This window comes from Candidatus Syntrophosphaera sp. (genome assembly GCA_019429425.1).
GTDB lineage: Bacteria > Cloacimonadota > Cloacimonadia > Cloacimonadales > Cloacimonadaceae > Syntrophosphaera.
The window spans coordinates 1-15347 of the sequence record JAHYIU010000059.1 but is presented as its reverse complement, the minus strand read 5'-3'; the positions used below and the strand labels follow the sequence as shown (position 1 = coordinate 15347).

The window sequence follows — 15347 nt, the reverse complement described above, 5'->3', positions numbered from 1 at the left end:
CGGTTGAGTCATGATCGTCTCCTTGTCTTTTAGTTTCGATTAACCATTAAAACAAAGAGCGGGATCTGGCTCAACCTTTTTCTTCATCTGGCGTTACCTATTTTACACCAACCTTTGAGACGCTACCCTTCAATCTCCTCACCCTGTTCAAATTGCCGGATGAATGGTTCAATCTGTTCCCCATCCTGGTGATATCATTCTATGTGCGGATCTTCTATGACAAGAAGCAAACTTTGGGAGGTGTTCTCAAAGGCCTCCTGGGTTTCCTGCTGGGAATGATCCTGCTGATCGTGGCCGTGGTAGCTGTGGTGATCGCGGTGGTTTTAGCTTTGAGGCTTTTCCAATAGCGAAGGTCCTGGCGCTCAGAAAGAGGCGAAGGGGCGCACCACTCCGGCCCGGATACGGGTGTGGGGATTCAAATGGCAGGACTGACGGGAGCTCAAGTCCAGGACAAGGCTCTCGGGCATGGGAGTATTGCCAAAGCCGGAGAGGACCATCACCGTCAGGGGCAGCGCTTCATTGCCGGTGTTGATCACGCCTGGCTCGAAGCCCATGAAGGCGGTCAGTTCTGTGGCGTCCAGCTCATGGCAGATCAACCCTCTGGCGCCTTTATCCGCCAGGCTTTTCAGGATTTCCCGATCCGGAGGGAAAGGGAGGGCGACAATGCTTTCACTGGGATCGGAGGTCCTGATCTCTTCGGGAGAGCGGAAGAGCAGGAAGCGGCCGTGGCACTCGCGTCCGAAGGCGATTTTACCCTCGAGCCGCGCGCTTTCGTAGCTGATCCGCAGGCTTTGGGAGGGGACAATGTCCGTCACAGTTCCATGGACATGGGCGTGGAATTCCAGCGGCTGGTGCAGATAGGTGATGGTCAGAGTGCCGTTTTCAGCGTCTATCTCCGTGATCGTGCCGGTCGAAGGGGCCTTCACCAGAACGGGCGGCGCGCCCTCACCCGTTTTTTCCAACCTACGGGCCAAAACTTCGCCCTGATAGACAAAATCTCCCTGTTGGACCTTCAAATAGCGTCTGGACTGTTTTGGCTTGAGCATCAGTTTGGCGGCGTAGTTCACCTCCACCGGCCGGCCTGAGTAATCCTGGATCTCGGAGACCACCATGATCCCGGTGTTGGGGTCGATGTATTCGATCCTGCCGCGCACCGGGGATATCAGATGGCGGGCGGATCTGTTGTAGTGGGGAGTTTCGACCTCGGGCGGCACCGTTGCGTAGTTCTGGTCATAATCGATGGCTTCGCCAGGATTGACTTTCAGCGAAGCGGATATCTGTTCCGGAGTGATCTCCCGGAAGTGGGAAAATCCGTTCACGATGTAGAGCCGGGGCGGATTAAAACGGTTCACTGCGACCACATCGTCAGGTTGGACGCGGGCGCCTGGCTCAAAGTCAATGTCGCCGGAATAGGGCAGCACCACTTCTTTGGTCCAGTTGCCGGTTTTTAGGCTGGGAGCGGGTTCCGAAGCACGGCCTGGAGAGGCGGGGAGAGCATCTTCAGGATAGAGTTGGAGCGCTTTTTCCACCTCTTCGCGATGGGTGTGAACCTCCAGGCGCGTGTCGATGATCACGGGCAGTTCCGTGGTCAGGTTTTGCAGGTCCAGATCCGTGTTGAGCCTGCACTTGCCATGCAGTTTGATCGAGACGGCCTTTTTGCCCATGGGCAAAAAATGGAAGCTGTCCGGTTTGATCTCGAGGTTCTGTTTTCCTTGGTCTGTGGTCACTTCCAGACTCATCAGCACCTTTTTTTCCTTGGGCGGGAAAGAGGGGGCGATGTGCAGGGCGAGCTTTTCCACGCATTGGCTGAACAGCAGGCTGCGCGAGGTTTCGGGAGCGCTGTCACTCAGGACTCCAAGGTGGGGTGAGATGAACTGGCGGTCGATCCAGATCTCCGTGATGCCTTTCGGCTGGAGGGCGTCGATCAGCACTACCGCGCATTGGAGGCTGTTTTGGGCGTGGGCGAAGATGCCCCCGGCGCCGATCAGGACGTCGATATCGCTTTGGCTGAAGCGGTGTTTCTGGTCTTCGCGCTGATATTCGAACTGCAGCTCGAATTTCTCGATCTCGCCCTTTTTGAGCTGGTCCAGATAGCCGAGCTTGGAAGTGTTGTAGTGCATGGCGCGATGCTGCTCCAGGGCTAGGGCCAGGGCTTCGCGGGCCAGGGCGTGCTCGATCCTGAACTGGATGGTGGTTTGCGGATTGGAGGTGGGGTGGAGGCACTTATTGGCGATGTAGTTGCGCAGTTCCGTTTCGGAAAGATCCTCTGGCAGCCAGCGTTTGATCTTTTCCAGGCCGCTTTCGCGCAGGACGTTCCAGGCGCTGTAGCTCATGCCCAGGTTGGCGCTCACGGTCCTTTGGAAATGGGTGTTTATGTAGCTGAAAACGTCTGTGGTGGCCCCTCCGATGTCAAAGGCGAAGATGTTGCGGGCCTCATTTCCTGCGATCAAGGCCAGCGCTCTCTGCACCCCGGCCGGCGTGGGGATGATGGGCGCGCAGACGCTTGGCTTCACTTCGGCGTAGCCGGGAGCATGCTCCATAACGTTTTCCATGAATAGTTCCTGGATCCTGTCCTGGGTCGGCCGCAGATTCTCGCTATCAAGGCTGGGCCGGATGTTGGGCAGGATATGGAGGTCGAAGCTTTTGCCGATCAGCTTGGCTATGATCGGGGCCGCGTCTATGTTACCGGCATAGAGGGCGGGGATCCGGCCCGCGAGGTCGAACTTGGGGGCGGGATTGGCCAGGCGCAGGATCTCGGCCATCCTCAGCACTCCGGAGACCGCGCCGCCATCAGTTCCGCCGGCCAGCAAGATCATGTCCGGATGCAGGTTGCGCATGGCCAGCATCTGTTCCATGGCCTGGCGCTTGTCGTCTATGGCAAAGGTATCCAGGATCACGCCCCCCGCGCCGTAGGCGCAGCGTTTTCCACTGCTGGCGGAATCGAACAGGGTCAGGCCGATCACCAGGATCTGCAAGCCACCGCCCGCGCTGCTGGTGCTGAAATAGGCCACGTTTTGTTCCCAATCCAGCTCCAAGCGGTCGTTTGGACCCTGCAGCAGCCTGATCCCGCTCTGGCCCTGCAAAACTTCCACGGCAGCTCTGATCCCGTGGCGCACGTCGTTTTGGGGCGCTTCCACGCTGGTGGGGGCATGGGTGAGGCCCAGCAGTTTGGGAATGTCTTCCCGATTGTCCAGCAACAGGGCCTTGGTGGTTGTGCTGCCGATGTCCGTTATAACGATATAATCTTTTTCCAAGCGCATTTTCAACCTCTGGTATGAAAGTTGTTATTCATGAATGTCCCCTAAGCCGCGAGCGCCATCTTGTCAAGAAATTCCCGGCGGTGATCGCAGACAAGTTGCGCGGTCACGCAAAAGACTTGACAAAAACCTCCACAGCGCTAAATGGAAACATGCGAGTCAGCAGGCCAGGGTGCTCCAAACAGAGCGCCAAATCGGAACCAAGGAGTTGCTATGAACGACAGTAAAAACAGCGCGAGCTCAAAACCCAAACTCAGGGTGAGCTCACGTCCCCAGGGCGCGGAGATCTTCAGAGGCGGCACTTTCACCGGCAAGGTCACGCCACACGAATTCAGCGGGGCCAATTTCGTCTCCGGGGCCTACAGCGTGCAGATGGAAGGATACCGCTTCGAACCTCAGGAATGCACGGTCAACCCGGCACCGGGGACCATCAACATCCGCTTCACCGGGAACCCCACTGAACTGGCGCTAACTGTAGCCTCGACCCCTCCAGGCGCGGAGATCTTCAGAGGCGGCGCCTTCACCGGCAAGGTCACGCCCCACGAATTCAAGGGCGACCATTTCGTTGCCGGGTCCTACTACGTGCAGAAAGAGGGTTTCAGATTCGAGCCGCAAGAGATCGAGGTCAATTCCCTGAGCGAAAATACCAAAATCACGTTTAAGGGTTTTCCCGTCAGGTAAAATACGGCGAAACGCCCCTTCTTCGAGACATTGCGGTCCTGGTGTGTTCGCCTCACACATCCCGAAGCTCATTCGGAATGTGTGGGGTGAATGTACGCCGGGCATGGCAGTCAGGACTGGGCGCGGGATTTGCTCAACAAGGAATGTGATTGGCAAACAAGAGCTTCCAGGCCAGGAAAAGTAAGTCACTGATCAAGAACAAGGTCAGGCTGGTGATCGGCATCCTGCTGGTCGGATTCCTGATCTTCAACTGGATCTCGGGCAGGGATGGCAAAACCCTGGAAGGCAGAGTGATCTCCGTGCATGACGGCGACACGGTGACGCTCCTGCGGGATAGGGCCAGCCACAAGATCCGCCTGGACGGGATCGACTGTCCCGAGCTCGGGCAGGCTTTTGGCAAGAACGCGAGGCAGTTTTCGGCTGACTTGGCCTTTGACAAACAGGTGACGGTTTACTATCACGAAAAAGACCGCTACCAAAGGTATCTGGGCACCGTGATCACGCCCGGGGGGCAAAACCTGAACCGGGAGCTGCTCAAGGCTGGGCTGGCCTGGCATTATAAGGATTACAATTCCGACCCGATCCTGGCCGGGCTCGAAATCCAGGCCAGGCGAGAGATAAGAGGCCTCTGGTCTGATCCGCGCCCCATTCCGCCCTGGGAATACAGAAGGGGGCGGAGGGAATAAAAAGCTTGACGTAATCACGTTGTAAAATAAACTTAGATATAGTCCAAACTGGCTTTCCCGGAATCATAAGTCATTCAATAATAGATATATATAAGGAGTAACCTGAACATGGCGAAGCTACCGAGCCTGCTCGAGGCGGACCTGCACAGAAAGATCGTGCTCGTGCGCATGGACCACAATGTGGTCAAGAAAGGCAAGATCAAAGACCCGATGCGGATCGAAGCCACCATCCCCACCCTGCTGCACATCTATAAGAAAGGCGGGCTGCCCATCCTGATGACCCACGTGGGGCGTCCCTATGACAAAAAGACCGGCCAGATCACGATCGACGCTGGAGACACGGTCGAGCCGATCGTCAAATATCTGGAGGAAAAGCTCCAGCTCAAAGGCGTCATTCCGAAATGCGGGGCCAAAGGAACAGAGGGGATCACGGACCTGGCCCCGATCGGCGCGGCGGTCCAGGCCATGCGGGAAGGCAAAGCGGATTTCGTCTATCTGCCCAACACCAGATGGTTCAGGGGCGAGGAAGCAAAGGACGGTTCCGCCGACGTTTTAGCCACCGAACTGGCCTCGTTTGCCGAAGTTTACGTGAACGACGCCTTCGGTTCCTGGCAGGCCCACGCCTCCACCTTCAATGTGGCCCAGAAACTGCCATCCTTCGCTGGCCTGCTGATGCTCAAGGAGATAGCCAACCTGCAGAAAATCTTCGAGCCCCGGCGTCCTCTCGTATCCGTGGTTGCCGGCTCCAAGTTCGACACCAAGATCGGGCCGCTCTCTTCCCTGATCAAGATCAGCGACAAGCTGGTGCTGGGTGGAGTGCTCTACAACGCCTATCTGGCAGTGAAATACCAGCTTTCCATCAAGGGTCTGGGCCCGGACGACCTGGAACTGGCGGAAAGATTTATCCAGGAGATTGGGTCGTATCAGGACAGGATCGTGGAACCGCCCTTCATCGTGGAATCGGACAGCTTTGAGAATGCCGACATCCACAGGACCCACGACATCCGGAAACTCAAACCCGGCACGGAACTGAACTTCGTGCTGGACATCGCGCCGGAATCTTTTGCCGACGAGCAGGTCAAGGCCGTCTTCACCGGCGCCCAGACCATCTTCGTGAACGCCGTGATGGGCTACACCACCCTCTTCACCGCTGGCACCAAAGCGATGTACAGCCTCATCGACACCTGCGCTGAGGCCCAAAAGCTCTATGGCGGCGGAGACACAATCCAGGACTTCCGCGCCCTGCTGCCCGGCATTTTTGCCAATGCCGCCAACGATCCCCGCTACTACTTTTTCACCGGCGGAGGCGCGATCCTGGATGCCATCGTGCAGGGCTCGCCCTATGGAATGAAGCCCGTACAGGCGCTGTTGCGCGATTAGATTGAATGCAAGGAGAAGGACAAAGTGGAATTTGACAAAGAACTGAAGCTGCGGGAGGAATTTCCCCCGCCCAACCTGGAAGAATGGAAGAAAGAGGTGGTATCTGGCCTCAAGGGTGCTGATTTTGACAAGGTGATGTACGCCAAAACCTATGAAGGGATCACCCTCAAACCAATCTACACCAAGGCGGACACTGCCAATCTGCCCTTCACGGACAACCAGCCAGGAACTCCGCCCTATTTACGGGGCAATGATCCAAAGCGCTTTCTGGCCGAAGGCTGGCTGATCGCCCAAAGCCACGACGAGCCGGACCTGAAGGCTCTGAACGCGGAACTGCTCAAGGAACTGCAGCTCGGCCTGACCGCTGTCAACATCACCCTCAAGCATGACGACAACCGCCGCGGGGTTTCTCTGAATACCATCGAAGAGCTACGCGCCGCTTTCCAAAACGTCGACCTGATCGCCGCTCCGCCCTTCATACAGCTGGATGTCGCCGATCATGAGATATTTCCTCTGCTTGAGGAATACATGTCCGAGAGGGGGGTCCCTTTGCGCGAGCTCAAAGCCGGCATCGGTTTCGACCCCAGCTCCGAATTCGCGCGTAAGGGCTATCTGACCTTTTCCTTGGAAGAGATTTGGGATATCGTGAGCATGTGCGCGGACTGGGCGATCCAAAGAGCCCCGGGAGTCCGCTGTTTTTCCATCGACGGCGGAGTTTACGCGGCCGCTGGAGCTTCATCCCTGCAGGAACTGGCCTTCGTGCTCTCCACCGCGATCGGCTACATCCATGGCCTGCTGACCAAGGAACTCAGCATCGACCAGGTCGCCCCGCTGTTCCAGGTGAAACTGACCCTGGGCTCCAATTTCTTCATGGAGATCGCCAAGGTGCGCGCCTTCCGCCTCCTTTGGGCCGAGATGATCAAGGCCTTTGGCGGAAATGAAGAGTCACAGAAGGTCTGGATCCACGGGCAGACATCGAGTTTCAACAAGAGCGCTTACGACGTCTACGTGAACGCCCTGCGCACCAGCACGGAAGGCTTTTCCGGCGTCATCGGCGGAGTCGACAGCCTCGAGATCGGCCGCTTCAACGAACTGGTGGCCGAGCCGGACGAGTTTTCCCGCCGCATAGCCCGCAACCAGCAGATCATCCTCAAAGAGGAAGCGCATTTCGGCAAGGTCATCGATCCCGCCGGAGGCTGCTATTACATCGAAAGCCTCACCAACGAGCTGGCAACCCAGGCTTGGAAACTGATGCAGGAACTGGAAGAAGCTGGCGGAATGATCCGGGCGCTGCGGGCCGGCAAAATCCACGCCATGATCGACGAGGTGGCCAAACGCAGGCTGGAAGAGGTAAACAAGCGCAGGGACGTCTTCGTTGGCGTGAACATGTTCGCCAATCCGCAGGAGCCCGAGCCAAATCTCCTCAAGCAGGAACCGCCCTCCGATCCAGTGAAGGCGGTGGTCCTGGACCAGGGTGCCTTGCCACGTTTGCGTGCTGTGCAAAGCATCGAAGCCGTTCGCTCCCGTTTTGCCAAAACCGGCAGGAAACACCAGGTCTTCCTCCTGAATATGGGCTCATTGGCTGAATACAATGCCCGGGCCGACTTCGCCGCCGGTTTCTTCCCCGTGGGCGGTTTGGAGGTGATCTCGCCTCCCGGCTTCAGCAGCGTGCAGGATGCCGTTCAGGCAGCCAAAGCCACGCAGGCAGACGCTTTCTGCATTTGCTCAACCGATGAACAATACCAGCAACTGGTGCCCGAACTCTGCCGGGAACTGCCTGGCAAGATCATGATCCTGGCTGGCTATCCGGCGGACCTGATCGAAAGCTACCAGCAACTGGGGATTGACCTGTTCATCCACATAAGGGCGGACGTAGCCAGCACCTTAAGCCAGTTGGCCGACCTGATGGAGGTGGCAAAATGAAACCTGATTTCAGCAAGATAAATCCCCAGTTCAAGTCCGGCCCCGCCACAGAGAAGTTCGAGAAACCAGTCTGGAAGACCAACGAACAGATCGACGTCAAGCCCCTTTTCACAAATGAAGATAGCGCTGCGATGCAGCATCTGGACTATCTTTCCGGGATCCCTCCCTTTCTGCGTGGTCCCTACGCCTCGATGTTCATCCAGAGGCCCTGGACGATCCGCCAATACGCGGGATTTTCCACCGCGGAAGAGACCAACGCCTTTTACCGCCGCAACCTGGCCATGGGGCAGAAAGGCCTGTCGGTGGCCTTCGACCTCGCCACCCACCGGGGCTATGATTCAGACCACCCCAGGGTTGTGGGCGATGTGGGCAAAGCGGGTGTTGCGGTGGACAGCATCCTGGACATGAAGATCCTCTTCGACCATATCCCGCTGGGCCAGATGAGCGTTTCCATGACCATGAACGGGGCCGTGATCCCCATCATGGCCTTCTACATCGTTGCCGCCGAGGAGCAGGGCGTTGCTCCGGAACAGCTCAACGGCACGATCCAGAACGATATTTTGAAGGAATACATGGTGCGCAATACCTACATCTATCCGCCGGAACCCTCCATGCGCATAATCGCGGACATCTTCAGATACACGTCCAAAAACATGCCCAAGTTTAACAGCATCAGCATTTCCGGCTATCACATGCAGGAAGCCGGCGCCACAGCAGATCTGGAAATGGCCTACACCCTCGCCGACGGTTTGGAGTACATTCGCACAGCGGTCAAAGCCGGGCTGGACATCGACCTGATCGCGCCCCGCCTTTCCTTTTTCTGGGCGGAGGGGATGAACTACTTCATGGAAGTGGCCAAGCTCCGCGCAGCGCGGGTTCTTTGGGCCAAGATAGTGAACCATTTCAACCCCAAAAATCCCAAGAGCCTGGCCCTGCGCACCCATTCCCAAACTTCGGGTTGGAGCCTCACCGAACAGGACCCCTACAACAACATCGCCCGCACCTGCATCGAAGCGCTGGCCGCCACTCTGGGCCACACTCAGTCCCTGCACACAAATTCCCTGGACGAGGCGATCGCCCTGCCCACGGACTTCAGCGCCCGCATCGCCCGTAACACTCAGCTCTTCCTGCAAAACGAGACCTATATCACCAAAGTGGTCGATCCCTGGGCCGGCTCCCATTACCTGGAATACCTTACCGACGCTTTGATGAAGCGTTCCTGGGGCCACATCATGGAAGTGGAGAAACTGGGCGGCATGGCCAAAGCGATCGAGACCGGACTGCCCAAGATGCGGATCGAGGAAGCCTCCGCCCGGCGCCAGGCCCGCATCGATTCCGGCGAAGACACGATCTTGGGCGTAAATAAGTATCGCCTGGACAAAGAGACTCCCATGGAGATCCTGGAAGTGGACAACACCGCCGTGCGTGAAGCCCAGCTCGCCCGTTTGGAAAAGTTGCGGAAAGAACGGGACCCTCAAAAAGTGCAACATTGTCTGGATGTCATCACTCAGGCAGCGGAGTCAAATTCCGGAAACCTGCTTGAGCTGGCCATTGACGCCGCCCGGGCCAGAGCCTCTCTGGGCGAGATCTCCGACGCCATGGAAAAGGCCTTCGGACGCCACCAGGCCAGCATCAAACTGATCAACAACGTTTACAGCAGCGAGTATGCCAAAATGGATGTAATCGAAAAAGTCAGAGCGCTCACGGACAAGTTCGACGACCGCGAGGGACGCCGCCCGCGCATCCTGATCGCCAAGATGGGGCAGGACGGGCATGACCGCGGCGCCAAGGTCGTCGCCACCGCCTACGCGGACATGGGCTTCGACGTGGATATGGGACCCCTGTTCCAAACTCCGGAAGAAACTGCCCGCCAGGCAGTTGAGAACGACGTGCACATTGTCGGGATGAGTTCTCTGGCCGCGGGCCATAAAACCCTGTTGCCCCAGCTTGTGGAAGAGCTGAAAAAACTCGGCCGGCCGGACATCATGATCGTCGTGGGGGGCGTAATACCCTCCCAGGATTACGACTTCCTGTACGAGCATGGCGCCTCAGCCATCTTCGGGCCGGGAACCCAGCTTCCCGAGGCGGCCACTTTGCTGCTGCGCAAGCTGTTGCAGGAACCGGCCACCGCTTCATGACCAAACACCGCAAGCCGGAATGGACTCCACCGAACGCGGGCAGGGAATTCGCCTCCCGCGTGATGGAGGCAGGCTCAGCCTCGGATCGGGTCAAAACTGAACCCCCGGGTCCCAGGGAAAGGGGGATGCCTTCTCTGGAAAGCCTCGAAGCAGGCGTCAAAAGCGGGAACAGGACCCTCCTGGCCAAAGCGATAACACTGATCGAGAGCAATTCACCCAAACACTTCGAAGCGGGACAGGATCTGATCCGCAGGCTCCTCCCCGATTCTGGAGGTTCGGTCCGCGTCGGAATCACCGGGGTGCCTGGTTCGGGTAAAAGCACTTTCATCGAAAGTTTCGGGCTCTGGCTGCTCGAGCGGGGCCACAAACTGGCCGTGCTGGCCATCGATCCCAGCAGTTCCCTCTCCAAGGGCAGCATCCTGGGTGACAAGACCCGCATGGAACAATTGAGCAGGCATCCGGACTCTTTCATCCGCCCTTCTCCGACTGGCGGCGCTTTGGGCGGAGTGGCCCGCAAAACGCGGGAGAGCATCATTCTCTGCGAAGCCGCGGGCTATGACATCATCCTGATCGAGACCGTCGGTGTCGGCCAATCCGAGACGACGGTACGTTCGATGGTCGATTTTTTCCTGCTGATGCAAATCCCAGGAGCGGGTGACGAACTGCAGGGCATCAAAAAAGGGATCATGGAACTGGCCGATTTGATCGTGGTGAACAAAGCCGACGGCGAAAACGTCCAGGCCGCGGAACTGGCCTGCCAGGAACTGAACAATGCCCTCCACTACCTGCGCCACGCCACCAAGGGCTGGAACACCAAAGCGCTGACATGCTCGGCCATCCAAAGGACGAGCCTCAAAGAGATCTGGGCCGCCATCGAAAAATTCGTGGACCAGGGCAGAACGAGCGGTGTTTTCGAGGCCAGGCGGCAAACCCAGGTCAGCGAGTGGTTCGAATCCCTGCTCACCGAGGCGGTCCTGAACCGGTTCCACAACGACCCCGATATCCAAAAACGCCTACCAGTCCTGCGTGAACAGGTTGAACAGGGCAACCTGCCGGCCGTACTGGCCGTCAAAAAGCTTCTCGAAACCTCATAAACATAGCCCAGACAGCAACTCCACATTATATTCCGACCATTCGTTTCCTGGACGTTTCCCGCCGGATAACCGCCCGCTTGGCGTGCATTGGGCGGGATACGCCAGGGAATCCAAGCTTCAGAATATGGGGGTGGAAAATCCAGGGTGTTATGGAATTGGAGTTTAATGAGAGCCGGAAGCAGCCCTGAACGCGGATCAGCCAGTCTCGGGCCGGAGCTGCCTGATCGCCTCAAAAAGCACGATGGATACCGAGTTGGCGAGGTTCAGGGAACGGATCTTGGCATGCATGGGGATGGTGATGAGCCGGTCCGGATAACGATCCAGAAAGGATTGGGGCAGGCCGCGGGACTCGGGGCCAAAGAGGAAGGCGTCTCCGGCTGCGTAGCTGAGATCCAGATAGCTGCGTTCCGCTTTGGTGGTGCAAAGAAAAATCCTGCTTGGATTCAGGGCGGCAAAGAACTCCTCGGCATTTTTGTGGAGGACGAGGTCCAGATCAGGCCAGTAATCCAATCCCGCGCGCTTGAGGGCTTTGTCTGTGAGCAGGAATTTGCAGGGCTGGATGATGTGGAGGGTCGATCCCGTGCCAACGCAGAGCCTGCCGATGTTTCCCGTGTTGGCGGGGATTTCCGGCTCATAGAGTGCGATATTGAAGCCCGTCGCGGGAAGGGGGATCATCTCAGAATCCGGGAATGCGGTTGACGAGGTAATTCCAACGGTCCAGCCAGGCCGGGAGGTTTTCTTTGACCAGATCCTGTTCCAGCCTGTCGTTGGTGGCATAAACACTGAGCGGGATCCGGGAAAATTGGCGGGGAAGGGGTGTGCGTCCATTTACGGGCAGCAATCCGAGCTTGAAGATCACGAATTGCTGTGTTTCCGAGGAGATCAAGTTGCGAAGAAACTCGAGCGCCACATCCCGGTTGGGCGCGTCCTTGGGTACCGCAGCGGATTCCACGTAGCGGAAGCTGCCTTCCTGGGGTATGGAGGCTTTGATGTGGATCTCCGAGGGGTAGAATTCCTCGATCCAGGCCGGGGTGCAGTGAAATCCCAGCATCAGCTTGCATTCGTCACGGCGTAGGGCATCCAGGGCTTCCCAGCGGTCGGAATAGACCCTGCGGACGTTCTTGCGCAGGCTGGACCAGAGTTTGTCGTAGCCATTCTCGCCAAACAGGGCCACTGACCAGAGCAGGCTGGCGCGGCCGAGGCCGTCTTTGGAAGCGTCGGTGATGGCCATCTGTGAGTAGTAGCGGGCGTCCTGGAGTTCGCCAAAGGACTGGGGCGGGTTGGGAAAGGCCTTCGAGTTGTAGAGCAAGGCCAGATGCGCTTGGGCATAAGGAATCAGGCGCTGCTGAGGTTCGCGCGGGATGTCGTGGCTGATTTCCAGCAGCGAGATCTCCGGCAGTGGGGAAAACGGCTCCAGAAGAGAATCCAGGATGGCGAAAGCGCTGTTCAGCCCGAGCACGAGGTCAACCCGGCCCTGGTTTTCATCTTTGGCCAGGGCTGAGAGCAACGAAGGAAGGTCGGAAAAGTGGCTGAGAGCAAGGGTCGTGTTGTTCTGCGAGGCGAATTCCCTGAACACGGCGGCTTCAAAACCCGAATCCTGCATTTCCTGCAGGGCAAAGATGTTCAATTGGCTGGGCGGAGCGGGATCTTTGGGCACCGGCTCAGTTTTCTGGCAGGCTGCCAGGAGTACCGCCAAAAGCAGCAACGAAACCAGGCGCCGCATCAGAATCCACCGAACAGGAACCAGGCCACGAAGAAATCCGTGACCAGGATCAATACGGCGCTGTAGACCACGGTGAGGGTGGTGCTGCGTCCCACGCCTTCGGCGCCTCCAGTGGTGCGGTTGCCGAAAAAGCAGCCCAAAGAGGTGATGATGAAGCCAAAAACGATGGCTTTGATAATGCCGCTGAGGAGGTCGAAGGTCTCGAAATAGCCGCGCAGATTATTGAAGAACTTGTGGAAATGGATGCCATAGCGCAGCCAGGAGAAATACCAGGCGCAGAGGATGCTGACCAGGTTCGCGTAGACCGTGAGCAGCGGAAAGGCGATCAAACCTGCGGTGATGCGCGGCAAATAGAGAAATTCCTCCGGCGAGACGCTCATGCTCTGCAGCGCGTCGATCTGCTCGCTAACCCGCATGGTGCCGATCTCAGCGGCGATCGCGGCGCCCACTTTGCCTGTCATTACCAGGGCTGTGAGCACAGGGGCGAGCTCGATCATGGTGGATTTACCGATCAGGACGCTCAGCAGATGAAGCGGAATGTACCCCTTGGATTGATAGACGGCCTGCAGCGCGGTCACCATCCCTGTGAAAGCGGCGGTCAGGGTGATGAGGAAAATGGAGTCGTAGGCTATGCGCTTGAGTTGGAGAAGGAATTCCAGACGGCGCTTGAAGATCCTGGGCAGGCTGGAGAACACCCTTCCGGTGAAGATGGCATATTCCCCGATCCCGGCCAGGAAATCACTGTTCATGCGTGGTGTCTATATTGCGGAAGAGAGTGTATTCCGGAACGAAGCCGAGCTCCGCTGAACCGACCGCCCCATGCCTGTTTTTGCCAATGATGACCTCGGCAATGCCGGGTTTTTCGGATTTTTCCTTATAGTAGTATTCATCTCGGTAGATGAACATCACCACGTCGGCGTCCTGTTCGATGGCCCCGGATTCACGCAGGTCGGCCAGCCTGGGCCTTTTATCCTCGCGGGATTCCAGCAAACGGTTGAGCTGGGAAAGCGCCACCACGGGGATCTTCATGTCTTTGGCCAGGATCTTCAGGGCGCGGGAGATTTCCGCGATCTCCTGCTGGCGATTGTCTTTGTCACGGGGCAAGGTCATGAGCTGCAGATAGTCGATGATGATGAGGTCCAGCCCGCCGACCTCAGCCGCGAGGCGCCTGGTTTTGGCTCGGATCTCCAGAGGCGTGTTGGTGCCGGATTCATCGATGTAGATCTGTTTGGTGGAAAGGACCTCCGAGGCCTGCATGATGCGGATCAGCTTTTCCTCGTTCATGCCATAGCCCTTGAGCATGGTATCCATGTTCACTTCCGCTGCACTGCTGAACATGCGCATGATCACTTCGTCGGCCGCCATTTCCATCGTGAAGACGGCGACCTTTTTGCCCAGGTCGACCGCGGCATGGGAAGCAATGTTCAGGGCCAGGGAGGTTTTTCCCATGGCGGGGCGGGCGGCGATGATGATGAACTGGCCGGGCCGGAATCCGCCGGTGAGCTTGTCGAGATCAACAAATCCGCTGGGGACGCCGATCACGGGGACCTTGGTGGAGGCGATCTTGTCGATGGTTTCAACCACTTCGGCACTGATCTTGTCGATGCGCAGGAATCCTTGATGCTCAGGCAGCTCCGCTATGGAAAAGATCGCCTGCTCCGCCTCGTCGACGATCGTCTTGACTGGTTTGGGCGAACTGTAGCAGGATTCGATGATGCCGTTGCAGGCCAGGATCAGATGGCGCAGGAGGGCTTTTTCGGTGACGATGTTGAGATGGAAATCAAAGTTGGCGCTGGAGATCACAAAATCGGCGAGTTCATTGATGTAGGGGACTCCGCCGGCTTTTTCCAACGTGTTGTTGCGCTGCATCCTGTCGACCAGGGTGACCGGATCGAGTTCCACGCCTTCATTGAAGAGCTCGCAGATGCAGCGAAAGATTAGCCTGTTCGCGGTGCGGGAGAGGAACTCCTCCTTGATCATCTCGATGCCTTTGCTCACGATGCTCGAATCGATCAGCATGGCGGAAAGGATGGCTGCTTCGGCGTTGATGTCCGTGGGCAGGCTGCGTTCCGAGACCTGGGTCACTTCCTTGGGGACGCTTTCTTTTTTGGCCACGTCAGCCGCCTTTCAGTTTTTCAGCCAGCGCCCGGGAAACGCAGGGCGGCACAAAATCGTCCAGATTGCTGCCCAGTTCGCCCAATTGGCGGATCATCGATGAGGATAGGTACATATAGCGCAGGCTGGGGACCATGAAGATCGTCTCGATGCCGGGTTTGAGCTTGGTGTTGGTAAGGGCCAGCGAAAGCTCGTATTCGAAGTCCGAAACCGCGCGCAGGCCGCGGATCATGATGCGGCAATCCAGTGACTGGGCAAAATCGACCACCAATCCGCTGAAAGTGAGGACTTCCACATTGGGTATGTGGCGGGTCGATTCCTGGCATAGCGCGTGCCGTTCCTCGAGGCTG

General features: G+C 57.7%; 13 protein-coding genes. 7 read left to right on the top strand and 6 right to left on the bottom strand.

Features of this window, described 5'->3' with window-relative positions; translation table 11 throughout:
• Window positions 1–203: 203 nt before the first annotated feature.
• On the top strand, window positions 204–347 hold the full coding sequence (locus K0B87_07045; GenBank protein MBW6514494.1) for a hypothetical protein: 144 nt from the start codon (window positions 204–206) through the stop codon (window positions 345–347).
• A gap of 15 nt (window positions 348–362) precedes the next feature.
• Here the strand turns inward: K0B87_07045 and K0B87_07040 are convergent, their stop codons facing one another.
• Entirely contained in the window at window positions 363–3260 is a 2898-nt protein-coding gene (locus K0B87_07040) for a glutamate mutase L (protein MBW6514493.1), read from the bottom strand.
• Between the two features lie 210 nt (window positions 3261–3470).
• On the opposite strand from K0B87_07040, the gene K0B87_07035 reads away from it, so the two are divergent.
• The 6 genes from K0B87_07035 (at window position 3471) to meaB (ending at window position 11159) form a co-directional block, all read left to right on the top strand.
• Window positions 3471–3938 carry a hypothetical protein gene (locus K0B87_07035; GenBank protein MBW6514492.1) on the top strand — a complete coding sequence of 156 codons (468 nt, stop codon included), beginning with the start codon at window positions 3471–3473 and terminating at the stop codon, window positions 3936–3938.
• Between the two features lie 149 nt (window positions 3939–4087).
• Entirely contained in the window at window positions 4088–4624 is a 537-nt protein-coding gene (locus tag K0B87_07030; GenBank protein MBW6514491.1) for a thermonuclease family protein, read from the top strand.
• Between the two features lie 108 nt (window positions 4625–4732).
• A complete protein-coding gene (locus K0B87_07025) occupies window positions 4733–6004 on the top strand; it encodes a phosphoglycerate kinase (GenBank protein MBW6514490.1) in 1272 nt (423 codons plus the stop codon).
• A gap of 24 nt (window positions 6005–6028) precedes the next feature.
• Window positions 6029–7927 (top strand): acyl-CoA mutase large subunit family protein, encoded by a 1899-nt coding sequence (locus K0B87_07020; GenBank protein MBW6514489.1) that lies wholly within the window; start codon window positions 6029–6031, stop codon window positions 7925–7927.
• The gene (gene scpA, locus K0B87_07015) at window positions 7924–10065 is read left to right on the top strand and encodes a methylmalonyl-CoA mutase (protein ID MBW6514488.1); all 2142 of its coding nucleotides are present in this window, start codon (window positions 7924–7926) and stop codon (window positions 10063–10065) included. The genes K0B87_07020 and scpA overlap by 4 nt, the downstream gene beginning before the upstream one ends.
• A complete protein-coding gene (meaB, locus tag K0B87_07010; GenBank protein ID MBW6514487.1) occupies window positions 10062–11159 on the top strand; it encodes a methylmalonyl Co-A mutase-associated GTPase MeaB in 1098 nt (365 codons plus the stop codon). Before scpA ends, meaB begins: the two co-directional genes overlap by 4 nt.
• Window positions 11160–11354: 195 nt before the next feature.
• On the opposite strand, the gene K0B87_07005 is transcribed toward meaB, so the two are convergent.
• The 5 genes from K0B87_07005 to coaD form a co-directional block, all read right to left on the bottom strand.
• Entirely contained in the window at window positions 11355–11834 is a 480-nt protein-coding gene (locus tag K0B87_07005) for a tRNA (cytidine(34)-2'-O)-methyltransferase (GenBank protein MBW6514486.1), read from the bottom strand.
• Between the two features lies 1 nt (window position 11835).
• Window positions 11836–12882, bottom strand: coding sequence for an extracellular solute-binding protein (locus K0B87_07000; GenBank protein MBW6514485.1), 1047 nt, complete (start codon window positions 12880–12882; stop codon window positions 11836–11838).
• Window positions 12882–13631 (bottom strand): ABC transporter permease, encoded by a 750-nt coding sequence (locus K0B87_06995; protein MBW6514484.1) that lies wholly within the window; start codon window positions 13629–13631, stop codon window positions 12882–12884. The genes K0B87_07000 and K0B87_06995 overlap by 1 nt, the downstream gene beginning before the upstream one ends.
• The gene (gene dnaB, locus K0B87_06990; GenBank protein MBW6514483.1) at window positions 13621–14901 is read right to left on the bottom strand and encodes a replicative DNA helicase; all 1281 of its coding nucleotides are present in this window, start codon (window positions 14899–14901) and stop codon (window positions 13621–13623) included. The genes K0B87_06995 and dnaB overlap by 11 nt, the downstream gene beginning before the upstream one ends.
• A gap of 97 nt (window positions 14902–14998) precedes the next feature.
• On the bottom strand, window positions 14999–15347 hold a 349-nt coding region (gene coaD, locus K0B87_06985), incomplete at its 5' end, for a pantetheine-phosphate adenylyltransferase (protein ID MBW6514482.1).